Source organism: Pseudarthrobacter sp. fls2-241-R2A-127, assembly GCF_030209355.1.
GTDB lineage: Bacteria > Actinomycetota > Actinomycetes > Actinomycetales > Micrococcaceae > Arthrobacter.
This window is the reverse complement of record NZ_JARVSF010000045.1, coordinates 71815-97668: the sequence shown is the minus strand read 5'-3', so window position 1 is coordinate 97668 and position 25854 is coordinate 71815. Positions and strand designations below refer to the sequence as shown.

Below are 25854 nucleotides of genomic sequence, written 5' to 3'. Positions count from 1 at the left end.
GCCACCGCATCCGCCAAATCGCCGAAACCCGCGACGGCTACACCGGCACCTCCCCGGTGGTTGCCAACGCGGCGGCTGACACCTTCAAGAAGTAGTGCCCTAGAACGTCCGACGGCGGCACCCGGGTTCCGGAATTATGGAACCTGGGTGCCGCCGTCGGGGTTTAACGGCGGTTCCTGCCCGTCACTTCGACGGCGTAACCACCAGGGCCGAGCCGCCGCCGCGCCTGACGGGTTCCGCGGCAGCCAGGGTGCGTCCGTCCTTCAGGAACTCGATGGCGGTGGCTGCCCCGATCTCCGAAGCGGACGTGAACGAGTCGCCGGAGGGAGTCAGCTTGTGGCCAAAGCGGGACGTCAGCGCCGTGCCGTACTTGTCGATGAAGGCGGGCTCAGCGGTGACACTGGCCGTGTTCCGCTGGGAGGCGCGGGGCGCCGCGATGGCGTCCGGCGTACTCATGCCCAGGTCAATGCGGTTGACCAGGGTCTGCAGCACCGTGGTGATGATGGTGGAGCCGCCCGGGGAGCCCAAGGCCAGGAAGGGCTTGCCGTCCTCCAGGAGGATGGTGGGCGACATGGACGACCGCGGCCGCTTGCCCGGCTCGATGCGGTTGGGATCAGTGGCGCTGTACACCGTGGAGAAGTCGGTGAGCTCGTTATTGAGCAGGAAGCCGCGGCCGGGAACCACCATGCCGGACCCGCCGGTCTGCTCGATGGTCAGCGTGTACTCCACCACGTTGCCCCACTTGTCCGAGACGGTCATGTTGGTGGTGGAGATGTTTTCGGTGTCTTTCTCGTCGGCGGCCGCGGCCGGGCCGGCCGGGCAGGTGCCGTCGTAGGACGTGACATCGCCGGGCAGCACCGGCTTGGGTGCCGCATGGTTGGGATCCAGCTCGCAGGCTCGTTCCTTGCCGAAAACGGGATCCGTCAGGGCCTTCGTCGGGACCTTCACGAAGGCAGGGTCGCCAACGTACTTCCCACGGTCCGCGAAGGCCAGGGCACTGGCTTCGAGGTAGTGGTGCAGGACGGCCGGCTGGTCAGCTTTCAACGCCGGCAGGTCGAACACGTCCAGGATGTTCAGGGACTCCCCCACGGTGGTGCCGCCACTGCTGGACGGCGCCATGCCGTAGACGTCATAGCCGCGGTAGTTCACGTGGGTGGGGTCCTGGTCCACGGCCTTGTAGTTCTCCAGGTCTTCCGCCGTCATGGACCCCACGGGCACGGGAAGCTTGGTGTCCGGGGACTTCGGCGGATTCTGGACGGTGTTGGCGATTTCTTCCGCGAGAGGGCCGGTGTAGAACGCGTCCATGCCGTCGCGGGCCAGCATCCGGTACGTGTCGGCGAGATCGTGGTTCTTGAAGACCGAACCCACTTCCGGCAGCTTGCCGCCTTGGAGGTACAGGTCCTTGGTGGACGTGAACGCCTCAAACCGGGTCTGGTTGTCCTTGGTTTGGTTGCGGAACGTATCGTCCACCACGAAGCCCCGGTCGGCGACTTTGATAGCCGGCTTCAGAGCGTCCCCGAGGCTGATGCTCCCCCACCGTTCCAGGGCGCGTTCCCACGTGGCAGGCGTTCCGGGGACGCCCACGGAGACGCCGCTGGTGACCAGTTCCGGGGTGAAAGGGTAGGGCTTGCTGGTGGCGGGGTTGATGAAGGCATCCGGTTTGATCCCCGCGGGCGCCGTTTCGCGGCCGTCGATGGTGCTGACCTTTCCGGACTTGGCGTCGTAGTAGACAAAATAGCCACCTCCGCCGATGCCGGCGCTGTAGGGCTCGGTGACGCCCAGCGTGGCTGCGGCGGCAACAGCGGCGTCAACCGCGTTCCCGCCCTTCCGGAGGACCTCGATGGCTGCTGCCGATGCTTCCGGGTCCACTGTGCTGACCGCGCCGCCGTAACCGGTGGCCGTGGGATTCTTGTCGGTCTGCCGGGGGTCCGCTGCAGCGGGACTGACGGCCCCGGTGGTCACGCCGATGGCAAGCGCCGCAGTAACAGCGGCGAGCCGGCGTCCGAAATGTGGCATGGTGGCTCCTAAGTGGGGGTTTGCGTGATGTGGGCCACGCTACCCTCCGGGTACGACACACTCAACGACTCCGGGAAGGACGGGGAACCATGGCAGGATCCAAACTCGCAGTGGTGGGGGCCGGGAGCGTTGGCACATCGCTGGCCTATGCCGCGCTGATCCGCGGCTCGGCCAGCAGCATCGCCCTGTTCGACGTCAATGCCTCCAAGGCTGAGGCGGAGGCCCTGGACCTTGCCCACGGCAGCCAGTTCGCCGCGGCCTCGGCAACGGTGGACGGCGGCGGGGACATCGCCGTCACGGAGGGCGCCGACGTGGTGGTGATTACCGCGGGCGCCAAGCAAAACCCCGGCCAAAGCCGCCTGGACCTGGCCGGCACCAACGTCAGGATTCTCGAGCAGTTGATGCCGCCGCTGCTTGCGCGGGCTCCGGACGCCGTCTACGTCCTGGTCACCAACCCTTGCGACGTCCTGACGGTGGCCGCCCAGCGCATTTCGGGGCTTCCACCGGAGCGGATCTTCTCTTCCGGCACCGTCTTGGACACGTCCCGGCTGCGGTGGCTGCTGGCCCGCCGGGCAGGTATTTCCGTCACCAGCGTGCATGCCAGCATGGTGGGCGAGCACGGCGACACCGAATTTCCGCTGTGGTCCGGTGCCACGATCGGGACCGTCCCCATCCGCGACTGGACGGACGACGCCGGCCCGGTCTTCACCTCGGACAGCCTCGCCGCCACGGCCCGGGACGTGGTGCAGGCCGCCTACAAGGTCATCGCCGGGAAGGGAGCGACGAACTACGCTATCGGCCTCTCCGGCGCCCGCATCGTGGAGGCGCTGCTTCGGGACGACAATGCCGTCCTGCCCGTCTCCACGGTCTTGTCCGGGCAGTACGGCATCTCGGGCGTGGCACTGTCCCTTCCCAGCGTGGTGGGCCGAGGCGGAGTGCACCGGGTCCTGGACACACCCATGGACAGCGGTGAACTGGAAGCCCTGCAGCTTTCCGCCGACACCCTGCGGAACACCATGGACCGGCTGGGGGTCTAAGCGGTGCAGGCGTGCGGGCGGGCGGCGTCATGCAACGCCGCCGCAACCCTCCCGCTGCGCGCTTCACATATGCTCACCTGAGATGTCCACACTGGCTCAACGACGAACCAACAGGAGCAAGCGATGACCAACTGGCGGATCAGGGATTTCCACTCGGCGGACCTGGACGGGATCCTGCACCTCTGGGAGACCCTGAAGGCGGACAACGTCGAACCCGTGTACGCCCTCTCCGAGGTCCTTGCGTCCTGCGAAAAGGACCACGCCGTGGTGGCGGTGCAGGGTGAGCAGGTGGTGGGTGCCGCCGTCGGACGCGCCGCGCACGACCAAGGCTGGATCGTGTTCCTTGCCACCCTGCCCGAGTACCGCGGCCGGGGCATCGGCACCTCGCTGCTGGCCGCCGTCGAGAACCGCATGGCCCCGCACGGGCTGAACAAGCTCTCGGCGCTGATGCCGGAGTCCGAAACCCGGGTGGAGGCCTTCCTGGGCAGGGGCTTCGCACTGAAGAAGAACCTGCGGTACTTCGAGCGCACCATCCCGGTCCAGCGCCAGGAACTTGGCGCCCTGGGCCAGCTGGGCGGCCGGGTCCTGGCCCGCGACCTGTGGGAAAACGTGGCCGGCATGCGCAAGGAAAAGGAGCTGCTGGAACGCCGCCTGGTGCTTCCACTGGCCGAGGCGGACCTGGCGGACGAATTCGGCGTGGTGCCGCCGCGCGCCGTCGTCCTCTTCGGCCCTCCCGGCACCGGCAAAACCACCTTCGCCAAGGCCATCGCGTCCCGGCTCGAGTGGCCGTTCGTGGAGGTGTTCCCGTCCCGGCTGGCGGGCGATCCCCAGGGCCTGGCGGGAGCGCTGCGCGAGACGTTCCTGGAAATCGCCGAGCTGGAGCACGCCGTGGTGTTCATCGACGAGGTGGAGGAGATCGCCTCCCAGCGGGCCGGGGATCCGCCGTCTCCGCTGCAGGGCGTGACCAACGAGCTGCTCAAGATTATTCCGGCATTCCGGGAACAGCCCGGCCGGCTGCTGGTGTGCGCCACCAACTTCATCCGGGCGCTGGACTCCGCCTTCCTGCGCCACGGCAGGTTCGACTACGTGATTCCGATCGGCCTGCCGGACCGGCAGGCACGGGAAGCGATGTGGCAGCGGTTCATCCCGGCAGCCGTGGTGGACGCCGTGGACGTGGAGCTGTTGGTGGAACGGACCGAAGGCTTCTCCCCGGCGGACATCGAGTACGCCGCGCGGAGTGCTTCCCAGCGGGCGCTGGAGAAAGCGGTGTACGACGACGGCGGGCTGGCGTCCGGCGGCGAGGTCTCCGTCCGGGAGGCGGTCAGGAAGGGTCCCTCGACCCAGGACTACCTTGATGCCATCGGCGATACCCGCACCACCGTCAGCGCGGAGGTGCAGGCGGACTTCCTGGAGGACATCGGAACGCTGGGCCGGGTCTAGTCCCCGGAAACGTCGTCGTAGGAGAGGTTCTCGTAGTCGGTGTCGTCGTCCTCATCCAGCATGGCGTCGAATTCCTCCAGCAGCCAGGGGTTGATCCGGGCCAGGATCTTGCGGGTTTCCTCCACCGGAACCGCGGCGTACAGCACCGGCCGCGCGTCGTCGTAGCGGGTGACCGGCGGCTTGTCGGGCCACTTTTCTGCGAGGGCTTTCACACGTTCGGGCAGCGAATTGTGGGCGTTGTCGGCAATCTTGACCAGCGTCGCGTCGTGGTCCTCGGCTATCTCATGGATGCCGGACAGGTAGTCATCAGGGTTTGCGTGCAGCCGGTTGGTGACCCGTTCAATGATGTCCACGGCGCGCTCGGAGACGCCCATGTCCAGCAGCGCCTGCCGGGTGATCGGGGTGTCCTCCGCAATGTCGTGGAGGTAGCCGGCGATCCGGATGTCGTCGTCGAAATCCGCCAGCGCGTCCCCTACGGCCAGGACGTGCTCGCGGTATGGCCGCTTGAGTTTGTCCTTTTGGCGGTTGTGGGCAACTTCGGCGAGGACCTTGGCGGTCTCGACGGTGAAGCGCGGTGCGGAAGGCTCTGTTTCGGGCATGGGATCAGCCTACGCGTCTGCCATCCCCGGCCACACCCAGGGCTCCCGCGGCAGCGCGGCGGGGCTGAAGGCCGCCAGTGCGTTCGCGAGCGGGCCGGGGGTCAGCCCCAGGGAGGTTAGAAGGAGGTCCCGGACCCGGGCTGCGTCCATCCCGGTGGCTGCCAGGTCCGCCAGGGTCACTGCGCCGTCGCGTTTCGCCAGCCGCGCGCCGTCGCGGTTGACCACCAGGGGCACATGGGCATATTCCGGAACGGGAATACTCAGGAGGGAGGCCAGGTAGGCCTGACGCGGCGTGGACGGGAGGAGGTCCTCACCCCGGACCACTTGGTCTATGCCTTGCGCGGCATCGTCCACCACCACCGCGAGGTTGTAGGCGGTCACCCCGTCATTGCGGCGCAGCACCAGGTCATCCACCACCCCGGTGAACTCGCCGTGCAGGGCATCGTGGACCGTGAATTCGGCCACGTCCGCGCGCAGCCGGAGGGCCGCGGGCCGGGTGGAGCGCCTGAATTCCAGCTCGGCCCGGTCAAGGTTCCGGCAGGTTCCCGGATACGCGCCTTGGGGCGCATGCGGTGCGGAGGCGGCCTCCTGGATTTCCCGGCGGGTGCAGAAGCATTCGTATGTCAGTCCGGCGTCTTCGAGGCGGGCGATCGCCCGGTCATACACCGCTCCGCGTTCGGTCTGCCGGACTACGTCACCGTCCCAGGTCACGCCGATCGCCGAGAGGTCGCGCAACTGCACCGCTTCCGTTCCGGCACGGGCGCGGTCCAAGTCCTCCACGCGCAAGAGGAACTTGCGCCCGGTGGATCGGGCAAACAGCCAGGCAAGGATGGCGGTCCGCAGGTTTCCCACATGCAGCTCACCGGAGGGGCTGGGGGCAAAGCGGCCGGCGGAGGTCATGAACCAACCCTAAACGGAACGACACAAGAGCCCCTCAGCTACCGATGACTGCGGAAATCCGACGTCGGTAGCTCAGGGGCTCTTGCCGTGTTTGCGGAGTGAGCATGGTGTGAACAAGCCTCATTCAGCGGCGGCCTCCTTGCGGGAAGCGGTGTCCAAGCTGCCGGGTGGTGTGCCGGGAAACCTGTAGCCTGCGGGGACCAGCGGTAGCTTTTGCCCTTGTTGCCACTATTCCAGCAGACCTCATACAGTTGGAACAACAAGCAGGCCATCTGTTGATCAGTCTGATCAATTTCTGAGGGCGCGGTGGGCAGGGAGTGGTCAGAATGCAGGAACTCGACACAACGGACAAGCGGATCCTTGCCGCCCTGGACGACGACCCCCGCGTCCCCATCCTGGTGCTGGCGCAAAAGCTGGGCCTGGCACGCGGAACTGTACAGTCACGGCTGGAACGGATGACGGCATCAGGCGCGCTCCGCCCCAACAGCAGCCGTGTCCTCCCTTCAGCCCTCGGCCGGGGAGTGGCCGCAGCCGTCAGCGCCGAACTGGACCAGAGCCACCTCAACGAGGCCATCGCGGCGCTGCGCAAGATCCCAGAGGTACTGGAGTGCCACGCGCCGGCGGGAGACACGGACCTCCTCATCCGGGTGGTGGCGAAAAGCCCTGACGATCTTTACCGCGTCTCGGAGGAGATCCGCCTTTGCCCGGGCATCGTCCGCACGTCCACCAGCATGTTCCTGCGCGAAGTCATCCCGTACCGAACCACCGGCCTGCTGGGAGGATAGTCCTCCCCATCGCCGGGGCGCGGCAGCCCGGTTAGGCTGGCAGGAGGATTCAACGGGGGGAAATGTGGCGGGGAACTTTTATGGCGCCGATGTGGCGCAGCTCCGGCAGCTGGCGAAAGACCTTGGCGCCGGCGCCAACAGGCTCAACGCCCTGGGCCAGCAACTTGGCAGCAGCGTTGGTTCCGGGCTCTGGAAAGGGCGCGACGGCGACAGGTTCCGCAATGACTGGACTTCCTCGCACGCAAAGCTGCTGAAGTCGGCGACTGCAGGGCTCGAAGCGGCCGCCAAGGCACTGCTGGCGAATGCCGACGAGCAGGAAAAGGCCAGCAGCGCCGGATCCGGCGGCGCAGGCAACTCCGGCGGCAGGGGAACAGGCGGCTCCGGCGGCGGGACGGGCCAGGAACTGACAGACCTGCTCACCTCCATGACACCCGCGGAGCGGCTCCAGTACCTGCAAAGTGACGCGTTCAAACAATGGGCACTCCAGAACCCGGACGCAGCCAAGGCGGCCATGGACGCCGCCGCTGACTCGGGGCTGATCGACAAGAAATCGCCCGAGTACGCGGATTTCCTGGGTTCCTACTGGAACAACCAGGCCATGCAGCAGCTGGGCATCGACCCGTCCCACTGGGATACCGCCAAGGGCACCGAGTACAACTGGGAGACCATCCGCAGCGTCTACGACTTCTATGGCCAGGCGTACCTGGCCAACCCGGACCTGCAGTGGGCGGGAATGGCCAACATGATCGGGCCGTCCTTCGCCGGCGGATTCCGCGACATGGCCATGCTGCGCGATCTTGCACAACAAATCGCCAACAACCCGGCCGCGGACATTCCCCTGCCCGTCCTGGACCAGCTGGAGCAGCTTGCCGGCATGTCAGACCAGGAGATCCGCTTCTACGAAACCAGCATGCTGGACATGAACAAGGAAATCTTCCTTGACCAGGCCCGGCAGCACCAGGCCTACCTTACTGGCGGCCTCGACGAGATCAACCGGCTGCGCGACTCCGGCGCCATCGATCCGGAGACGGCACGGGCCTGGGCCGACATCGACTCCGGGGACCCGGGCCGAGTGCAGGAAGGCAACACCGCCCTGCTCTACCGGGAGCAGAACGACATCATCGCGGACGACTACGACAGGATGCGCGCCCACCCCGGCGGCGAAGCGGTTACGTACATGGTGACACTCGCGGGCGAACCCTCCATCCCCGGCGCCAGGAGCTACCCGGAGGTCTTCCCATACAGCTTCAGCGTCGAAAGCCCCGGTCCGGAGAACATTCCCTTCACCTCATGGGACAACCCCGCGCAGTTCCGCACCGACTTCACCACAGGGTTCCCCGACGGCAACATCGCCAACGCAGACCAGCGGTGGGAACTGATCCGGCAGGACACCCTCCCGGCCTACCAACGGCTGCTGGCTTCCGATCCGGCGCGCGCCGCGCAGATCATCGGCTCGGACTTCGACGGCCGGGTGGACCAGTACCGGCCCACCAACAACATTCCCCACATCATGGACCGGTTCCTTAACGGGTTCGACGCCGAGGTCCACCAGTGACGGCGCCGCACCCAGCCCTGGCCCGGGCACGCAGGCGCATACCCGCCGTCGCCCGTGCCCACGGTGCAGGCGTTGCCTTTCTCGCGGCCGTTGCCCTGGCAGGCTGCACTCCAGCCGCCCCCACACCGGCCAGTCCAACGTCCACCGTCCAACCTTCCGCAGGGAGCACCGTGAAAACCTCCGACTTCTCCACCCTCGACGCCGCCGGCGTGGACGCCATCCGGGAAAGCAGGACCGCGCGGCTGGACATGCGGTCCGGAACGCTCCAAAAAGCCTCCGTGCTGCTGGCCGAAGACAGCTTCGGGCCCGAAATCAACATGCGGGACACCGGGAAAATATCCCTCACCATCGCGGGTCCATCCGGCGACATCCAAGGCGAAACGGACCGCATCCGCTTCAATACCACCCAGTCGCGGCCGGACTTCCGGGAAGTGACCTACTTCCTCACCGCCACGTCGCTGGAGGAATACATCCGCCTCATCCGTGACGGCGTGGAGAAGTACGGGGTGGACCCGGCGTCCGCCGAACGCTGGATCAGCAGCGTGGAGGGGAACCCCGGCACCAAGAGCGACTTCTCCATCACCTCCGGTACCAGCACCGGGCTGGAGGTGAACTACGACCTCCGCTATGACGGCTCGAAGGACGTTCAGGTCATCATCGTCCACGTCAACCCACTGGCGTAGGGCGTCGGTGCGCCATGAAGTTCCGCCTCATCCTGACCTTCCTCGTTGCTGCACTGTTGAGCGCCTGCGGCGTGGTCCCAGGAACAGATCCGATCGAAAAAGAAGCGATCGTGGCTAACGGCAACTCCCAGTTCACCCCGGAGGGCATCGATGCCATCAAGAGCAGCGGAACGGCCTTCTTCGATTTCACCAAACGGCCGGTGGGGATGTCTGCCTTAGGGTTTCCGGCAGGATCGGACGGGGCTTTGGTCGCGGCTGACTCCGGCAAGCTCATTGATGTCAGCATGACCGCCCCCAACGGCGTGGTTGAGATGTCAACAGACACCATCCGTATCCGGCCCGGTGCGGACAACATGGTTGACCACGTGGATATCTTCGTCAACTACCCTGACGCGCAGGACGCGAACCGGGAAATCAAGCGGGCCGCAGATGAACTGGGCTTCGTCATTCTCTAGGACGCCGAGCCCATCGGCGCCGATTTCAAGGACGGCGCCGGCAAGGAGCAGTGGATTCCCGGGATGGGCAACAAAACGGGGACTGTCTTTTCCGCAGAGATTCTTTCCAACCACGACACCGGCCGGATGACGTTCGTCTACTCCGTGCAGCTTGCCGACAAGTACTACACCCCTGACGCCGAAGCCGGCATCGCGTCCACGGGCAGGCCGTAGGCCGTTCCTACACGGGCGGCCCCGCATTGGACTTCAGGTTCTTCATGACCAGCGTTGACGTCAGCCGCTCCACCCCGGGCAAAGAGGTGAGTTCGGTGTCGTAAAAGCGCTGGTAGGCAGGCAGGTCCGCGGCGATGATCTTCAGCAGGTAGTCGGGGGAACCGAACAACCGCTGCGCCTCCACAATGTTGGGGTTGTCCGCCACCCGGTTCTCGAAGATCTCCATGGTGGGACGGTCCACCTGCCGCAGGGTGACGAACACGATCGCCTCGAAGCCCAGGCCGACGGCGGCCGGGTCAATGTCCGCCTTGTAGCCGCGGATCACGCCGGACTGCTCCAGGTCACGCAGCCGGCGGTGGCACGGCGCCACCGTCAGGCCCACCTTTGCGGCGAGCGCGGTGGCGGTCATCCTGCCGTCCTCCTGGAGGTAACGCAAAATATTTCTGTCGATGCGATCTATCACGCAATAAACATACTGCGGTTACCGCGAGGCGAGCGAAAACAGGACAGCACTTATGGCGCGATTCTCCCTATGGTTGCTCTTGAGACACCGTCGACAGGAGAACCACGTGAATCCCCAGCTGTTCCTGGCCTTTATCGTGGTGGCCGCAGCCCTGGCCTGCACGCCGGGAGTGGACTGGGCCTACACCATCGCCGCCGGCCTCCGGCAGCGCAGCTTCGTGCCGGCAGTGGCCGGGCTATGCGGCGGCTACGTTCTGCACACCGTCCTGCTGGTGGCCGGCCTGGCAGCCCTGCTCGCCGGAATGCCAGGCCTCCTGGGCTGGATTACCCTTGCCGGCGCGGCATACCTTCTCTGGCTCGGCATTGGAACCCTCCGGTCCTGGCGGGGCGCCACCTTTGGCGCCGCGGCTGCAGGCGGCTCAGGAACCCAGCTGCGCACCTTCCTGCAGGGCATGGGCACCAGCGGGATCAACCCCAAGGGGCTGCTGTTCTATGTGGCGCTGATCCCGCAGTTCGTCAGCGCCGATGCCGCCCTGCCGGTGCCGGTGCAATCGGGACTGCTGGGCATGACATTCGTGGCCCTGGCGGGGCTGGTGTACACGGCGGTGGCGCTCCTTTCGAGGACGCTGCTGCAGAGCAGGCCGGGCGCTGCGCGCGTGGTGACCCTTGCCAGCGGCATCATCATGGTGGCGCTGGGGGGCTTGCTTCTCGGTGAACAGCTGGTGCCCTTCCTGGCAGGCCACGCCTAGTCCCCGCTGAGTTCCTTCCAGTCCTGTTCCCACATCCGCCGCATTTCCTCATCCTTGCGGATGGGCACCGGCGCCCCGATTTCCCGCTGCGGCTCCGGGTCCCCGCGCCGGCGTCCCCAGTCGCGCGGGTTCAGGGACCGCCGGCTTGAATCAAGCACCAGCAACGCACGGTCCGTCAGCGCATCGTTGCGGAGCGCCAGGTGCGTTTTGCGGCGGCGCAGGACCTCGGCGATGGACTGGTGTGCCGCGTCCAGCCGCCCTTCCCGGCGCAGCGCCCGGGCACGGACCAGGAGCAGGGCGGCGGAGAGGTCATCAGCATTCAGCAACCCTTCCGTCCAGTCGATGACCGTGCGGCTCCGGCCCAGGTCCAGGGCCAGCGAGCAGCGGGCCAGGGCCATGGGGAGCGACGGCGGCAGGCCGGCCAGGGCGTCCAGGGCAGCTTCCGTGCGGCCTGTCTCGCGCAGGGAGTGGGCCAAGGCCAGGAATACAGATTCCTCACTGAACAGCACCGGGATTTCCACCCGTTCGGCCAGCTCGATCCGGGTGAGGATCCTGGTGAGGTAGGTCGATGAGTAGCGGTTGGCCTCCTCGTCGTTCCTGGTGGTCAGGCCGCGCTGGAGGAGCTCGGAGGCGCGGAGGTAGCCGCCGTGCTTGTACTCGAGCAGGCCGGCCATCAGGTAACACAGCCCGGCCCAGCCAGGGTAGGTCCGGGCCAGGTAGATCAGCCGCTCGGGTTCCCGGCTGGTGAAGACGGCCTCATGGACGGCCCTGGCCGGTTTTGACGGCAATCTCTTGAGCCGCGGCACCTCTCCGTCGATGGACAGCAGGGCCGGGTTCCGTCCGCCCAGCACCCCGGTGAGCAGGCCGCCCACTCCCCCGGCGAGGTCGTGGACCGGGGTCCGCAGCTGGGCGTGCCCGAACGGTGTGAGGTCGCGGCTGTCCCAGTAGATCGGTGCGGTGTCCCCGGCGCTCATCGTTCCATGCTAACCGGGAAGGGGCGGGGGCGGCCCGGCGGTCAGCGGCCGGCAGCGGTAATCCACACCCCCACCACCCAGGTGCTGGCGGCCAGGCAGTCCAGCCCGAATTCGGCGAGCATCCCCAGGCCGGTGGCCTTCAAGGCAGCCCAGCTGGACCTGGCCGCCGTCGGAAAATTGCCGGTGCGGAGGAATTCGCTGACCAGCAGCCCGGCCGCGAAACCGACGAAGAGTCCCAGCACGGGAATGATGAACATCCCCACCACGGCCGCCACAAGCGCCACCACAATGCTGCGGTTGGGGATGGCATGCTGCTTGAGCTTCCTGCCTGTGAGCACGGCGCCGGCAGTCATGCCGCCAGCAACAAAGACCATGGCCACCGCGAAGACCACCCACCCTGCGGTCCCCGCGCCGCCCCAAATGGCCCAGGCCAGGAGGCTGATGCCCACCAGCACGCTGCCGGGAAGGACGGGGATGATGGTGCCCGCCACGCCCACCAGGATTCCCAGGCCACACAGGATGGTCACCACGGCTTCGGAGGTCATGGCCCCAGTCTAGGGGCGCCCGTTAAAAGCCCGACGGCGGCCCCTCCTTCCGCAAGGAGGCACCGCCGTCGTTGCCTGTCCCCAGGCGCGGACCTACTCCGCTTCCACTGCCGCGGCGACGGCCGCGGTGACCGCGGGGGCAACGCGCGGGTCCAGCGGGCTGGGCACGATGTAATCCGCCGACAGGTCCTCTGCGGCGAGCTCGGCGATGGCGCGGGCGGCGGCCAGCTTCATGGCCGGCGTGATGCGGCGCGCGCCGGCGTCCAGGGCGCCGCGGAAGATACCCGGGAAGGCCAGGACGTTGTTGATCTGGTTGGGGAAGTCGCTCCGGCCGGTGGCCACCACAGCGGCGTACTTCACGGCTACCTCGGGCAGGACTTCGGGGTCCGGGTTGGACAGTGCGAACACAATGGCGTCCTGGTTCATCAGGGCCAGGTGCTCCTCGGCGAGCTTGGAGGAGGAAACGCCGATGAAAACGTCCGCGCCGGCCAGTGCTTCGGCGGGGCCGCCGGTGATGCCGCGGGGGTTGCTGCGCGCTGCGATGTCCGCCTTCTTGCTGGCGGTATCGGCGGCGAGGTCGGCACGGCTGCTGTTGATGACACCGCGGGAGTCCAGCAGGACGACGTCGGTGACGCCTGCGGCGAGCAGGATCTCAGCGACGGCAATGCCTGCGGCGCCTGCACCGGACACCACCACCTTGAGCCCTTCGAGGCTCCGGCCGGTCACCTTGGCGGCATTGGTCAGGGCCGCGAGGGCCACGACGGCGGTTCCGTGCTGGTCATCGTGCATCACGGGGCAGTCCAGCGCTTCGATCAGCTTTTCCTCGAGTTCAAAGCAGCGCGGTGCGGAGATGTCCTCGAGGTTGACGGCGCCGAAGCTGGGGCGCAGGCGGACCAGGGTCTCCACGATCTCGTCCACGTTGGTGGTATTGAGGACCAGCGGGATGGAGTCGAGGTCGCCGAAGGTCTTGAAGAGCGCCGATTTGCCTTCCATGACGGGCAGGGAGGCGCTGGCGCCGATGTTGCCCAGGCCCAGGACGGCTGTGCCGTCGCTGACCACGACCACCAGGCGCTCCGCCCAGGTGAGGGTGCGAACCAGTTCAGGCTTGGCGTGGATGGCGCGGCTGACCTCGGCTACACCCGGGGTGTAGGCGATGGACAGGTCCCGCTTGTTGGAGAGCGGAACGGTGCTGGTCACGGACAGCTTGCCGCCCTGGTGCGCGCCGAAGATTTCGTCGTCGGTCAGGGCTGTTGCTGCTGAATTGTCGGTGGCGGTAACTGCGTCAATGGACACGTCGTTGTCTCCTGGTGCTCGCCGTGGGCGCACGGCACATGGAGCTGGAGCCCGGCCGGGCCCAGCGGGGAAAGTAGTGCGACAGGAAACCCAAGGGTGGCGGGTCCAGGGGGAACGCCGGGGGTGTTTCCGCCCTGCCGCTCCGGTGACCCCATGTTAGGCAGCACCCAAAGTCCCCGCGGGACGTTGGAGAACGCCTAGTCCGCTGCCAAAAGGTTTAACCAGCCACTTTAGTGACTCAGATCACGGCATTATGGCGTATTTAAATGCCTATTGGTCTAGACCAGTTACGCGGTTTTGGTCACTGTGAATCCGGATTCGGCTCCCGGAGACAACCGCCCGCACGCCTTTTTGAGGTCTTCCTCGGCCTCGAAGAGGGAAAGGCGGCGATTCCGCACGGACTGGACCAGACCAGTGACGGTCAGGAGGAGGACCCGCGCGCCCACCGCATCGCCGCAGGCGCCGGCTACGAGCTTCTCACTGAGGGCATCGATCTCGCGCAGGAGCTCGGTGGTATCACGCTCCGGCAGGTAGACACCCCGGCTCAGGCACTGTTCCACTGCGGGCTGCATGACGCGCATGTGGAAAATCTCCATCACGAGGCCGGAGAGGGCGCGGCCACGGAAACGCGGAGACGATCCGCGGGCGCCGGCCTGCAGCTCGTCCAGCTGCTGCCGGAAGAGCGCGAGCATCAGGTGGGTGGGAGACGGGAAATACCGGTAGAGCGTACCCAGCGGCACGTCGGCTTTTTCTGCGACTTCGGACAGCTCCACGGCGTCAAGCCCCTTGCGGGCAAACCCTGCGGCGGTGTCGAGGATCCGCGCGTAGCGGAGGCGCTGGCGGGGAGCGGAAGGCCGGGCGGCCATGGGCGGATGGTCTGAAAAAGTCTCGGGCATCAGCATTCCGGGGTTGTGTTTTAGGGGACTGCGGCCAGGAGTGCCCCCACTTCCGTACCACCCTGCAGCCCGGTTCAACTATACGGCAACCGCGCGGAGCAGGTTGGTCAGCGGGCTTACTTTCCGCCTCCTGCGGGTCAGTCCACACCCTTGATCTTGACCACGAAAAAAGCACCCAAAAGACCGATGACGGCGGCAGCGAGGAACAGTGTCCGGTAGCCGCCCGCAAACGTTACGGCCACCAGCGCCAGGGCCGGGGCAACCACCTGCGGCAGGGAGTTGGCCACATTGATGACGCCCATGTCCTTGCCCCTGCTGACGGCGAACGGGAGGACCTGGGTCAGCAGCGCGAAGTCCACCGCGAGGTACGCGCCGAAGCCGATGCCCAGCACCGCTGCCCCGGCAAGGGCGCCGGGCCACACGGGGAAGAACGCCATGATGGCCCCCGCCATGGCGATCGTGGCGGAGGAGCCGATGACGAACGGCTTCCGCCGGCCCACCCTGTCACTCCAGGGACCGGCCAGCACGGCGGTAATCATCACCATCACCGCGTAGATGCCCGTCAGGACCAGGACTCCGGCAGCCGGATCCGGGTAGCCAATCACATCCCGCAGGAAGAACAGCAGGTACACGATGGTGAGCTGGTTGCCCACGTTCACCAGGAACCGTGTCAGCCAGGCCCAGGCGAAGTCCGGATACCGCAGCGGGCTGATCCAGAAGCCGTTGATGAAAGCGCGGGGGCGGAAAGCCTCCAGTTCCGACTTTGGCAGGGCGGGATCATTCCGGTGGAAGAGGTACGGCAGGACTGACAGCAGCAGGGCGGCGGCGCACAACCAGTAGCCCACCATGAAGTTGCCGGTTACCACCGCACCGAAAACGGCGCCGGTGAGGATACCCAGGGTCTGGCCCATCGCCGCGAGCCCGCCCACTCCGCCGCGCTGGGCCACAGGCACCCGGTCCGGGACGGCGGCGGTGATGGCGGCGTAGGCGGCATTCGCGCCCAGCTGCACCAGGCACCAGAAGAGCACCATGAGCGCCACGGCACTGGAAAATGACATCGCCAGCAGTGCCGCAGTGGCCAGTACAGCCCCTGCCAGCACCCACGGAGAGCGGCGGCCCAGGCGCGAGGTGGTCCGGTCAGAGAGAGCGCCGAAAAGCGGGTTGGCCACCAGGGACACGGCGGCACCGCAGGCCGTGACCAGGGAAAGGATGGCTTCCTTGCCGGGCGCGTCGATGCTGATGGCCTGTTGGCCGATAAATACGTTGATGGGGCCGAAGAAGGCGGCATTGATGCCCACATTCACCAGCACCAGGCCGGTCACCCACCGCGCGGTGACCTTCTGCACCGGCTCGGCAAGCGCCGCCGCGGCAGCCGTGCCGTCCAGCGGCGACGGCTTCTTGGACAGACTCATTGGCTTGGCTCCCCCTGGTGCGGCCGGTTGGCGGTGGGAATCAGACTATCGTGGGCCGTACCTGGCCGCCGGGCACCGCCCCGGCCGCCCCGTCGCCGAAGACCCAGGAGCAGCAGATGAGCGCATCCACCCCCGCACAAAACGCAGCCGTGAAAACCGCAGACCTCTATGACGAGCGGGGCTCCGAACTGGCATCGATCTCCCTGCAGTTCCAATCCCTGGGCGGCCGCTCGCATTTCAACGGACCGGCCCGGACCATCCGGTGCTTCCAGGACAACGCCCTGGTGAAATCGACGCTCGCGTCCCCAGGGAACGGCGCCGTCCTGGTAGTGGACGGCGGCGGATCGCTGGGCACGGCCCTAATGGGGGACATAATCGCCGAAAGCGCCGTGGCGAACGGCTGGGCCGGCGTCGTGATCAATGGCGCCATCAGGGACCGGGAGGCCCTTGCCCGGCTGGACCTTGGGGTCAAGGCACTCGGCAGCAACCCGAAGAAGAGCCTGAAGGAGGGCGCCGGGGAGGTTGACGTGGATGTGGTGATCGACGGCGTCACCATCCGCCCGGGGGCCGCCATCTGGTGCGACACCGACGGCATTCTCGTGGAGGCGTAGGCGAGGATCGCGTCCCGGCCACGGGCACCGCAAAAAGTTGGCAGGGCGGGGAATAAAAAGTGCGAGTAAGATAGTTACTGAAAGCAACTATCGCTGCTTATATCCTTTTCTCTCCCCTGGAGCCTTCATGTCTAAAGCCTCTGCCGCGCCCCGCGCCGGAGAAACCCTGACGCAACGCCAGATCGTCACGGTAATGGTCGGTCTGATGCTGGGCATGTTCCTCGCATCCCTTGACCAGACCATCGTTTCAACGTCCATCTACACCATCGCCAACGATCTCGACGGGCTCTCGCTGCAGGCGTGGGCCACCACCGCGTACCTGATCACCTCCACCGTCAGCACCCCGTTGTACGGCAAGCTGAGCGACATCTTTGGCCGCCGTCCGCTGTACCTGACGGCAATCGCCATCTTCCTGGTGGGTTCGCTCTACGCGGGCTCGGTGCACTCGATGACCGAACTGGCCATCGCCCGCGGTATCCAGGGCCTCGGCGCCGGCGGCCTGCTGGCGCTGGCGCTGACCATCATCGGCGACATCGTCTCCCTGAAGGACCGCGCCAAATTCCAGGGCTACTTCATGTCAGTCTTCGGCATTTCCTCAGTGCTGGGTCCCGTGGTGGGCGGTGCCTTCGCCGGTTCGGCCAACATCCTGGGCTTTGACGGCTGGCGCTGGGTCTTCTTCATCAACATCCCCATCGGCCTCGCCGCCCTGACAGTGGTGTTCCTGTTCCTGCACCTGCCCTCGAAGCACCTGAAGCAAAAGATCGACTACTGGGGCGCCGCGGCCATCACGGTGGCCATCGTTCCGCTCCTGCTGGTGGCCGAGCAGGGCCGCTCCTGGGGCTGGACCTCGGTCAACTCCTTCCTCTGCTACGGCCTGGGCGTAGTGGGCATTGCCTGGTTCCTGCTGGCCGAAAAACGGGCCGGCGACTACGCCCTCATCCCCCTGCGGCTCTTCCACAACGTCACGTTCGGGCTGTCCTCGCTGCTGAACTTCATCATCGGCATCGGCATGTTCGGCGCCATCGCCATGCTCCCCATGTACCTCCAGCTGGTGAAGGGCCTCACCCCCACGCAGGCGGGCCTGATGATGATCACCTTCACGGTGGGCATCCTGTTCGGTTCCATCACCGCCGGCCGCACCATCTCGGCGTCCGGGACGTTCCGCATCTTCCCCATCATGGGCACCGGCATCCTGACCGCCGCCGCCCTGGTGATGGGCTTCTCCCTGGGAGTGGACACCGGGCTGTGGGTTCCCGGCCTCATCGCCGTGTTCTTCGGCATCGGCCTGGGCTTCTGCATGCAGCCGCTCACCCTTGCCATGCAGACCTCCGTCCCGCCGCGCGACATGGGCGTGGGCACCTCCTCCGCGGCCTTCTTCCGCTCCATGGGCGGCGCCGTGGGGACCGCCGTCTTCATCTCCATGCTCTTCAGCCTGGCCGCCAGCCGGATCGCCGACGGCATGAAGAGTGCCACCACGGATCCTGCCTACCTCGCCGTCCTGAAGGACCCTGCCGTAGCGTCCGATCCTGCCAACGCCAAGCTGTACGACTTCTTCAAGAATGGCGCCTCCAACGATTCGCTGAACGACACCAGCTGGCTGCACACCGCCAACTCCACCCTGACCCGGCCCATCACCGAAGGCTTCGCCACCTCGATCGACACCGTGATGCTGACCGCCGCAGCCCTGACGGGCCTGGCGTTCCTCATCAGCTTCGCGCTGCCGCGGAAGAAGCTGACGGACCAGAAGGCCTCGCCGCAGGATAAGGACGACATCCAGATCCCGGCCCACTAACCCCGGAAGCGCAGGGAACAAACGACGACGGCGGCACTGCCCGCCGTCGTCGTTGTGCTTTCCGGCTGCGGGCGCCAAGTGGAACCTGCGGCGGTGACGTGCCACACTGTTTAGCGCGTGTGCGCCGGCCCTTTCGGCCGGTACCGCAGCCGACGACGTCCGCACCGCATCCATAAACCTCCAACACCAGGGAGAACCATGCCCACTGCACAGGAGCAGACAACCACCCGGATTCCGCGGCGGGTGATCTGGCTGGCGCTCGCGGGGGCGGTGGGTGGATTCCTCTTCGGCTTCGACTCGTCCGTGGTCAATGGCGCCGTAGACGCCATGAAGGAAGAATTCGCCTTGTCCGAGGCCGTGACCGGCTTCGCAGTGGCCATCGCCCTGCTGGGCTGCGCCGCCGGCGCCTTCCTGGCCGGCAAGGTGGCCGACCGGTACGGCCGCATTCCCGCCATGAAGCTCGGCGCCCTGCTCTTCCTGGTCAGCGCCGTGGGGACGGGTTTCTGCTTTGGTGTCTGGGACCTGATCTTCTGGCGCCTCGTGGGCGGACTGGGCATCGGCCTGGCCTCCGTGATCGCCCCCGCGTACATCTCCGAGATATCGCCGCGCAAGGTCCGCGGCCGCCTGGCCTCGCTGCAGCAGCTGGCCATCACCACGGGCATCTTTGCCGCCCTGCTCTCCGACGCGCTGCTGGCAACCACCGCCGGCGGGGCAGACCAGCAGTTCTGGCTCGGCATCGAAGCCTGGCGGTGGATGTTCCTCGCCGCCGCCGTCCCGGCCATCGTCTACGGCTGGGTAGCCTTCACGCTGCCTGAATCCCCGCGCTTCCTGGTGTTCCAAGGCAAGGAAGAGCAGGCCCGGAAGGTGTTCGACTCGATTGCGCCCGCCGAGGACACCGACCGGCACATCCGCGACATCCGGGAAGCCATCGAGGAAGACAAGCTGGCCGGGCAGAAGGGCTCCCTCCGCGGCAAGACCTTTGGCCTGCAAGCGGTGGTGTGGGTGGGCATCATCCTCTCCGTGCTGCAGCAGTTCGTGGGCATCAACGTGATCTTCTACTACTCCACCACGCTGTGGAAGGCCGTCGGTTTCCAGGAACAGGACTCCCTGGCCATTTCCGTGGCAACGGCCGTCACCAACATCCTGGTCACGCTGGTGGCCATCGCCCTGGTGGACCGCGTGGGGCGCCGCCCGATCCTCCTCACCGGCTCCGTGGGCATGGCTGTGTCCCTCGGTGCCATGGCGCTGGCATTCTCCTCGGCGACGGGCAGCGGCGAGAACATCACCCTGCCGGGCGCCTGGGGTCCGGTGGCGCTGGTGGCGGCAAACGTGTTCGTCATCAGTTTCGGCGCGTCCTGGGGGCCGCTGGTGTGGGTGCTCCTGGGTGAAATCTTCCCGTCCAAGATCCGTGCCCGGGCCTTGGGCCTGGCCGCTGCCGCGCAGTGGGTGGCGAACTTTGCCATCACCCTCAGCTTCCCGGTGATGGCTGCCGGTTCGTTGCCCCTGACGTACGCCATGTACGCGCTGTTCGCCGCGGCGTCCTTCTTCTTCGTGATGTTCAAGGTGCCGGAGACCAACGGGATGTCCCTGGAGCAGGCCGAAACGCTGTTCGTCCCCAAGGGATCCGCCAAGGCCTAGGACGCCCCACCACCTCCCGCCGTCTCTCCCGCGACGCGCCATCAGCTTTCGCCGGAAAACAACAAACCCTCCATCACCTGAAGTGATGGAGGGTTTGTTTGTTGAGCCGCCGCCTACACGACGTGCGGTTCGTGCGAGGAGAGGTAGGAACGGCCGCCGAGGGCGATCAGGATGGCGACCAGCATGGCTGCCGCGCCTGCAAAGAACGGAACCTGCGGGCCAAAGTGCTCACCAAGCTGTGCTGCCGCGAACGGGGCCAGCGCGCCACCCATCCAGCGGACGAAGTTGTAGCCGGAGGACGCCACCGGGCGGGGCGAATCGGAGACCCCCATGGCCAGTTCGGTGTAGATGGTGTTGTTGACGCCCAGCAGGGCACCGGCAACGATCACCAGGACGACGACGGCCGGCACCGAGTGGCCCGCCGCCAGGCCCAGCCCGGCCAGGTCCAGCATGAGCAGGAACAGCGTTCCGGTCAGTACCTTGACGGCACCGAAGCGGGCCTGCAGGGGCGGTGCCACGAAGACGGAGAAGACAGCCACTGCCACGCCCCAGCCGAAGAAGACACCGCCGATTCCGTAAGCGTTCATGCCCAGGATGAACGGGGTGAAAGCCAGGATGGTGAAGAAGCCGTAGTTGTAGAACAGGCCGCTCGCCGCCGTCGTCCGCAGTCCCTTGTGGCCCAGTGCCAGCAGGGGGTCGCGCAGGCGTACCTTGCGCTCGGGCAACGGCGTTGTGGGCAGCAGGGCGATCAGGGCGATAAAGGCGGCCGCCATGAGGACCGCGGTGCCAAAGAACGGTGCGCGCCACTGCCAGCCGCCAAGGAGGGCGCCCAGGAGCGGGCCAAGCGAGATGCCCAGGCCCAGGGCGGCTTCGTAGAGGATGATCGCTGTACCGGCGCCGCCGCTGGCCACACCGACGATGACTGCCAGGGCCGTGGCCACGAACAGGGCATTGCCCAAGCCCCAGCCTGCGCGGAAGCCCACCAGCTCGCTGACGCTTCCGGACAGGCCGGAGAGTGAGGAGAAGACGACGATGACGGCCAGGCCGATCAGGAGGGTCTTTTTCCCGCCGATCCGGGAAGAGACGTACCCGGTGATCAACATAGCCAGGGCGGTAACCAGGAAGTAGCTGGTGAACAGCAGTGAAACCTGGCTGGGGCTCGCCTGCAGGTTGGTGGCAATGGCGGGAAGGATCGGGTCCACCAGTCCGATGCCCATAAAGGCGAACACTGCCGCGAGCGCGGTGGCCCACACCGCCTTGGGCTGCTTGAGGAATGAGGCCTTTTCAGCCTGCAGGGTGTTTTCCGGTGCCGGCAGGGTTTCTGCTTGGCGGTTCATGGAGGGTACTCCTAAATTCGTCACTGGTTCAGTTCTGGAGGGAAGCGTTGATTTTGTCGATCACCGGCAGCGCGTCCGCAAGGGCTTTGCGGTCCTGGTCGCTGAGGGTGCTCAGGATGCCCGCCATCACCTGGTTGCGGCGCCGGTTGGCGGAGTCGACGGCGTCCCGGCCCTCGGGGGTCAGGATCACCCTGACGGCGCGGGAGTCCTTGGGATCCGGCTCGCGGCGGGCCAGCCCGGCACGTTCGAGCTTGATGATCTGCTCGGTGGCGCTGGGGACGCGGACGCCGAGGTTCCGCGCAATCTCGCCGACGCGCTGGCCCTCGTTGAGCAGCATCTTGAGGGTGCTGAGCTGGGCGGCGCTGAGTTCACCGTCTGCGTCGAGGCGCCGGACCAGGTAGACGCTGTGGCGGAGGGCTTCACGGAATCCGCTGGCAAGTTCCTGGAGTGCTTTATCGTCGTTCATCGTTAGGTAGCCTAACATTTAGGGCACCTAACAGTCAAGGTTCAGAGCGTCAACTTCATCCCGACGTGGCTGGCCTCGAAGCCCAGCTGCTCGTAGAACCGGTGTGCCGCGGAGCGGCTGTGGTGCGTGGTCAGCTGCATCAGGGTGCAGCCCCGCCGCCTGGACTCAGCGATGGCCCAGCCCACCATGAGCTTCCCAAGACCGTGGCCCCGAAGGGAGGCGTCCACGCGGACACCCTCGAGTTGCGAGCGCCACGCACCCCGCCGGGAGATGCCGGGAAGGAAACTGAGCTGGAAGGTGGCCACCACCGGCCTGGCCTGGCCCCCTGCCGTCACGGTGTCGCCGACGATCAAGAGGTGGGCGGGGTCGGCGTCGATCGCGTCAAAGGCCCGCTGGTACGGCTCCATGTCCCGCGCGGTCTCGCGGCCGGCGCCCAACGCGTCGTCGGCGAGCAGCCGCACCATGGCCGGGAGGTCGGCGGGGGTGGCGTGGCGGAGGCGGAACGTCCCGCCGTCGATGTCGGCAGCGAACAACGGCCCGGCTTCTTCGGAAGGAATCACCTGCCCAGCTTGGCACAAACAAACAACGACGCCGGCACTTGGGAAAGTGCCGGCGTCGTGGTGATGGGGCGTTCCCGGAATTCCTGCAGGTTCTGATGGGGCGTTGCGTCAGGGGGTGCAGGAAGTGATGGCGCGTGCCGGGGCGGCGTCAGGCGGGGGTGCCTGCCAGTTCCGCCTGCCGCTCCTCCACGAGGGTGGCGACGGCGTTGAACAGCGGGTGGTCCCGCTCGAGTCCGGTGATCCGGGCCGTGGCGTCAGCCGGGCTGGCGGAGCCGAGGATAACCGCGAGTTCGGTGGCCTCGGCATCGGCGGAGTCGTTGAAGCGCAGCGCTGCAGCAATGGCACCCAGCAGGGCCTCCGGCACCACGCCGCGTTCTGCCAGCTCCGCCGCCGGGCCGATGAACCGCTCGTGGCGGCTCAGCTTCCGCAACGGCGCGCGGCCCACCCGGTTAACGGTGTCCGGCAGGTACGGGTTGGAGAACCGGACCAGGATTTTCTGGACGTACGCTTCCTGCTCGTCATTGCTGAAGCCGTGCTTGGCCACCAGGAGCTGCTTGGTCTCCTCGAGCACCGCCCGGACGTCCTCAGCCACATCCTGGTCCGCCATGGCGTCGGAGATCTTCTCCAGCCCCGCCTCAAACCCCAGGTAAGCCGCAGAGGCATGCCCGGTATTGACGGTGAACAGCTTCCGCTCGATGTACGGCGAGAGGTCGTCCACGAAGGTGGCACCGGGGATCACCGGGGCGGAGTCGCCAAAGGCGGTCCGGTCGATGACCCATTCGAAGAAGGTCTCCACGGTGACGTCCAGGCCCTGGCCCGGCTCCTGGTTGGGCACGATCCTGTCCACGGCGGTGTTCGCGAACACCACCTTCCCGTCCAGGGCCCCGGCGGCGGCCCCCGGCTGGGCAGCCACCTCCTTGGCCAGGATGTCCGTGGCGTTGATGGCGTTCTCGCAGGCCATCACCTGCAGGGGTGCCCGCCCTGGTTCCCTGGCCACGATGCCCTTGGCGATCACGGGCGCCACGAACTTCAGGATGTGCGGGCCCACCGCCGTGGTGACGATGTCCGCCGTCGCGATCTCCGCGACCAGCTCGGCCTCCTGGGCGTTGGAGTTCAGCGCCCGGAAGTTGTCCACCGTCCGCACGGCGGGGTTCTCCCCCACCTCGTGGACCGCGTAGCTGTCCGCAGCGGCCAGGCGGGTGATCAGTTCCTCGGCCACGTCCGCGAACACCACCTCGTAGCCGGCATCGTGCAGGAGCAGGCCCACAAAGCCGCGCCCGATGTTGCCGGCGCCAAAATGTACTGCCTTCACTATGCGTTGACCTTTCCGAAGAGCTCCAGGACTTCATCCTCGGACGTGGCAGCCTCGAGCCGGGCCACCTGGTCCTTGTTGGTGAAGACCTTGGCGATGGAGGACAGGATGTGCAGGTGTTCGTTATTGATGCCTGCGACACCCACCACGAACTTCACTTCCTTGCCGTTCCAGTCGATGCCTTCGGGGTAGCGGATGACGGACACCGCGGACTTGCGGATGTGGTCCTTGGCGGCGTTGGTGCCGTGCGGGATGGCCAGGAAGCTGCCCATGTAGGTGGACACCGATTCCTCGCGCTCGTGCATGGCGGCGATGTAGCCTTCGTCCACGGCGCCACGGGCCAGCAGGAGCCTGCCCGCTTCGTCGATGGCGGCGTCCCGGGTGGTGGCCGAACCCGTCAGGACCACGCTCTCCCGGGCCAGGATCTCGGAGCTTCCGGCAGCGGAAGCCGCAGGCTGAGTTCCTGCCGCGGCAGCGGGCGCAGCATCCACCGGGGCATCGGCGGCGTGCGCACCGTGGGCGGCGCCGGCGTCGGCCGAGTCACCGCGTTCGGTGTTGCTTTCACGGACCAGCTCGACGATCTCGTCGTACCGCGGGCTGCTCATGAAGTTGTCGACGGAGTAGTGCACGGCGCTGGACGTGGCCGGCTTGGCCCGCTCGGTGAGGTCCTGATGGGTGACCACGACGTCGTAGCTGTCGGTGAGGTTGGCTATGGAGGCGTTGGTGACCTTGACGTCGGGGAACCCGGCCGCCTTGATCTTGTTCCGCAGCACCGAGGCGCCCATGGCGCTGGAGCCCATGCCGGCGTCGCACGCGAACACGACGTTGCGCACGGGGCCTGCCAGGACGCCCACGCCGCCGCGGCCGCCTGCAGCGGCACCCGCTGCGACGCCTCCGCCGGCACCTGCGAGGGTGGAGGCCACGGAGCTCTTCTTGCCCTTCATTGCCTCCATCCGTGCGGTGGCGTCGCCAAGGTCGTCCTCATCGCTGTGCTTGGTGGTCTTCAGGATGACCGAGGACACCAGGAAGGAAACGGCTGCCGCGAGCACCACGGAGAGGATCACCCCGAAGTAGCTGTCACGGGACGTCTGCGCCAGCACGGCGAAGATGGAGCCAGGGGCGGCCGGGGCGACCAGGCCGGAGTTGGTGACGGCGAGGGTGGCGATGCCGGTCATGCCGCCGGCGATGGTGCCCAGGATCAGCAGCGGGCGCATCAGGACGTACGGGAAGTAGATCTCGTGGATGCCGCCCAGGAACTGGATGATGGCTGCACCGGGGGCCGATGCCTTGGCGGCGCCGCGGCCGAAGAAAGCGTACGCGAGCAGGAGGCCCAGGCCGGGGCCGGGGTTGGCTTCCAGCAGGAACAGGATGGACTTGCCCTGATCCAGGGACTGCTGCACACCCAGCGGGGTGAGCACGCCGTGGTTGATGGCGTTGTTGAGGAACAGGACCTTGGCCGGCTCGATGAAAATGCTGGTCAGGGGCAGCAGGCCGTTGTGGACCAGGAACTGCACGAAGTTTCCCGCGGCAGTACTGAAGGCGGTCACCAGCGGCGAAATGCCGTAGAACCCCAGCAAGGCCAGGAGCGCGCCCCAGATGCCGGCGGAGAAGTTGTTGACCAGCATTTCGAAGCCGGGGCGGATCTTGCCGTCCCAGATCATGTCGATCTTCTTCATGGTCCAGCCGCCCAGGGGGCCCATGATCATCGCGCCGATGAACATCGGGATGCCGGCGCCCACGATCACGCCCATGGTGCCGATGGCACCCACCACGCCACCGCGGACGTCATAGACCATCTTGCCGCCGGTGTAGCCGATCAGCAGCGGCAGGAGGTAGGTGATCATGGGGCCTACCAGGCCGATGTTGGGCTTTCCGTCAGTCTCGCCGAAACCACCGAGCTGCGGAACGGGCAGCCAGCCCTTCTCGATGAAGAGGGCGGTGATGATGCCCCAGGCGATGAACGCACCGATGTTGGGCATGATCATGCCGGACAGGAATGTCCCGAACTTTTGGACGTGCACGCGCGCGCTGGTGCGGGGTTTTGCAACTGTCTCTGTTGCCATGTGATTTCCTAACCGTCATTCCTGCTGCTCCGCAGGATTGGTCCGATGATTACGACGACGT

General features: G+C 66.7%; 25 protein-coding genes. 11 read left to right on the top strand and 14 right to left on the bottom strand.

Translation table 11 applies throughout. The features are described 5' to 3' along the window. Positions 1 to 183: 183 nt before the first annotated feature. Positions 184 to 2016, bottom strand: coding sequence for a gamma-glutamyltransferase (gene ggt, locus QRN53_RS20735; protein ID WP_285245695.1), 1833 nt, complete (start codon positions 2014 to 2016; stop codon positions 184 to 186). Between the two features lie 89 nt (positions 2017 to 2105). On the opposite strand from ggt, the gene QRN53_RS20730 reads away from it, so the two are divergent. Together QRN53_RS20730 and QRN53_RS20725 are read left to right on the top strand one after the other, a co-directional pair. Next, entirely contained in the window at positions 2106 to 3053 is a 948-nt protein-coding gene (locus QRN53_RS20730) for an L-lactate dehydrogenase (RefSeq protein ID WP_285245694.1), read from the top strand. Positions 3054 to 3176: 123 nt separating this feature from the next. Further along, on the top strand, positions 3177 to 4493 hold the full coding sequence (locus tag QRN53_RS20725) for an ATP-binding protein (RefSeq protein WP_285245693.1): 1317 nt from the start codon (positions 3177 to 3179) through the stop codon (positions 4491 to 4493). On the opposite strand, the gene QRN53_RS20720 is transcribed toward QRN53_RS20725, so the two are convergent. Beyond that, the gene (locus QRN53_RS20720; RefSeq protein ID WP_285245692.1) at positions 4490 to 5092 is read right to left on the bottom strand and encodes a phosphohydrolase; all 603 of its coding nucleotides are present in this window, start codon (positions 5090 to 5092) and stop codon (positions 4490 to 4492) included. The two genes, QRN53_RS20725 and QRN53_RS20720, sit on opposite strands and share 4 nt — an antisense overlap. A 9-nt stretch (positions 5093 to 5101) precedes the next feature. Further along, on the bottom strand, positions 5102 to 5992 hold the full coding sequence (gluQRS, locus tag QRN53_RS20715) for a tRNA glutamyl-Q(34) synthetase GluQRS (RefSeq protein ID WP_285245691.1): 891 nt from the start codon (positions 5990 to 5992) through the stop codon (positions 5102 to 5104). Positions 5993 to 6318: 326 nt separating this feature from the next. On the opposite strand from gluQRS, the gene QRN53_RS20710 reads away from it, so the two are divergent. The 5 genes from QRN53_RS20710 (at position 6319) to QRN53_RS20690 (ending at position 9683) form a co-directional block, all read left to right on the top strand. Next, a complete protein-coding gene (locus QRN53_RS20710) occupies positions 6319 to 6777 on the top strand; it encodes an Lrp/AsnC family transcriptional regulator (protein ID WP_285245690.1) in 459 nt (152 codons plus the stop codon). 64 nt (positions 6778 to 6841) lie between these two features. Beyond that, entirely contained in the window at positions 6842 to 8332 is a 1491-nt protein-coding gene (locus QRN53_RS20705) for a WXG100 family type VII secretion target (RefSeq protein ID WP_285245689.1), read from the top strand. A gap of 170 nt (positions 8333 to 8502) precedes the next feature. Continuing rightward, positions 8503 to 9015 (top strand): hypothetical protein, encoded by a 513-nt coding sequence (locus QRN53_RS20700; RefSeq protein WP_350224191.1) that lies wholly within the window; start codon positions 8503 to 8505, stop codon positions 9013 to 9015. A gap of 14 nt (positions 9016 to 9029) precedes the next feature. Beyond that, entirely contained in the window at positions 9030 to 9470 is a 441-nt protein-coding gene (locus QRN53_RS20695) for a hypothetical protein (RefSeq protein WP_285245688.1), read from the top strand. Positions 9471 to 9533: 63 nt separating this feature from the next. After that, entirely contained in the window at positions 9534 to 9683 is a 150-nt protein-coding gene (locus tag QRN53_RS20690) for a hypothetical protein (RefSeq protein WP_285245687.1), read from the top strand. 7 nt (positions 9684 to 9690) lie between these two features. On the opposite strand, the gene QRN53_RS20685 is transcribed toward QRN53_RS20690, so the two are convergent. Then, positions 9691 to 10146: an Lrp/AsnC family transcriptional regulator gene (locus tag QRN53_RS20685; RefSeq protein WP_285245686.1), complete on the bottom strand. Its 456-nt coding sequence runs from the start codon at positions 10144 to 10146 to the stop codon at positions 9691 to 9693. 106 nt (positions 10147 to 10252) lie between these two features. On the opposite strand from QRN53_RS20685, the gene QRN53_RS20680 reads away from it, so the two are divergent. After that, entirely contained in the window at positions 10253 to 10894 is a 642-nt protein-coding gene (locus QRN53_RS20680; protein ID WP_285245685.1) for a LysE family translocator, read from the top strand. Here the strand turns inward: QRN53_RS20680 and QRN53_RS20675 are convergent. The 5 genes from QRN53_RS20675 to QRN53_RS20655 all read right to left on the bottom strand — a co-directional run bounded on the left by QRN53_RS20675 (position 10891) and on the right by QRN53_RS20655 (position 16014). After that, positions 10891 to 11868, bottom strand: coding sequence for a tetratricopeptide repeat protein (locus QRN53_RS20675; protein ID WP_285245684.1), 978 nt, complete (start codon positions 11866 to 11868; stop codon positions 10891 to 10893). The genes QRN53_RS20680 and QRN53_RS20675 overlap by 4 nt on opposite strands. 41 nt (positions 11869 to 11909) lie before the next feature. After that, on the bottom strand, positions 11910 to 12413 hold the full coding sequence (locus tag QRN53_RS20670) for a DUF456 domain-containing protein (protein ID WP_285245683.1): 504 nt from the start codon (positions 12411 to 12413) through the stop codon (positions 11910 to 11912). A gap of 93 nt (positions 12414 to 12506) precedes the next feature. Further along, positions 12507 to 13706 (bottom strand): NAD(P)-dependent malic enzyme, encoded by a 1200-nt coding sequence (locus QRN53_RS20665; protein WP_285245682.1) that lies wholly within the window; start codon positions 13704 to 13706, stop codon positions 12507 to 12509. A gap of 287 nt (positions 13707 to 13993) precedes the next feature. After that, positions 13994 to 14602 (bottom strand): TetR/AcrR family transcriptional regulator, encoded by a 609-nt coding sequence (locus QRN53_RS20660; RefSeq protein ID WP_285245681.1) that lies wholly within the window; start codon positions 14600 to 14602, stop codon positions 13994 to 13996. Between the two features lie 137 nt (positions 14603 to 14739). Beyond that, positions 14740 to 16014 carry an MFS transporter gene (locus tag QRN53_RS20655; protein ID WP_285245680.1) on the bottom strand — a complete coding sequence of 425 codons (1275 nt, stop codon included), beginning with the start codon at positions 16012 to 16014 and terminating at the stop codon, positions 14740 to 14742. 116 nt (positions 16015 to 16130) lie between these two features. On the opposite strand from QRN53_RS20655, the gene rraA reads away from it, so the two are divergent. From rraA to QRN53_RS20640, 3 genes are all read left to right on the top strand, one after another. After that, a complete protein-coding gene (rraA, locus tag QRN53_RS20650; RefSeq protein ID WP_285245679.1) occupies positions 16131 to 16625 on the top strand; it encodes a ribonuclease E activity regulator RraA in 495 nt (164 codons plus the stop codon). 127 nt (positions 16626 to 16752) lie between these two features. Further along, complete coding sequence (locus tag QRN53_RS20645) at positions 16753 to 18417, top strand: MDR family MFS transporter (protein WP_285245678.1); 1665 nt, start codon at positions 16753 to 16755, stop codon at positions 18415 to 18417. Positions 18418 to 18615: 198 nt separating this feature from the next. After that, entirely contained in the window at positions 18616 to 20055 is a 1440-nt protein-coding gene (locus QRN53_RS20640) for a sugar porter family MFS transporter (protein ID WP_285245677.1), read from the top strand. Between the two features lie 113 nt (positions 20056 to 20168). On the opposite strand, the gene QRN53_RS20635 is transcribed toward QRN53_RS20640, so the two are convergent. The 5 genes from QRN53_RS20635 to QRN53_RS20615 all read right to left on the bottom strand — a co-directional run bounded on the left by QRN53_RS20635 (position 20169) and on the right by QRN53_RS20615 (position 25793). After that, entirely contained in the window at positions 20169 to 21392 is a 1224-nt protein-coding gene (locus QRN53_RS20635) for an MFS transporter (protein WP_285245676.1), read from the bottom strand. 28 nt (positions 21393 to 21420) lie between these two features. Continuing rightward, entirely contained in the window at positions 21421 to 21858 is a 438-nt protein-coding gene (locus tag QRN53_RS20630; protein WP_285245675.1) for a MarR family winged helix-turn-helix transcriptional regulator, read from the bottom strand. A gap of 41 nt (positions 21859 to 21899) precedes the next feature. Further along, positions 21900 to 22391: a GNAT family N-acetyltransferase gene (locus QRN53_RS20625; RefSeq protein WP_285245698.1), complete on the bottom strand. Its 492-nt coding sequence runs from the start codon at positions 22389 to 22391 to the stop codon at positions 21900 to 21902. Between the two features lie 175 nt (positions 22392 to 22566). After that, positions 22567 to 23730: a mannitol-1-phosphate 5-dehydrogenase gene (locus QRN53_RS20620; protein WP_285245674.1), complete on the bottom strand. Its 1164-nt coding sequence runs from the start codon at positions 23728 to 23730 to the stop codon at positions 22567 to 22569. Beyond that, positions 23730 to 25793 (bottom strand): PTS mannitol transporter subunit IICBA, encoded by a 2064-nt coding sequence (locus QRN53_RS20615; protein WP_285245673.1) that lies wholly within the window; start codon positions 25791 to 25793, stop codon positions 23730 to 23732. The genes QRN53_RS20620 and QRN53_RS20615 overlap by 1 nt, the downstream gene beginning before the upstream one ends. Between the last annotated feature and the right edge of the window lie 61 nt (positions 25794 to 25854).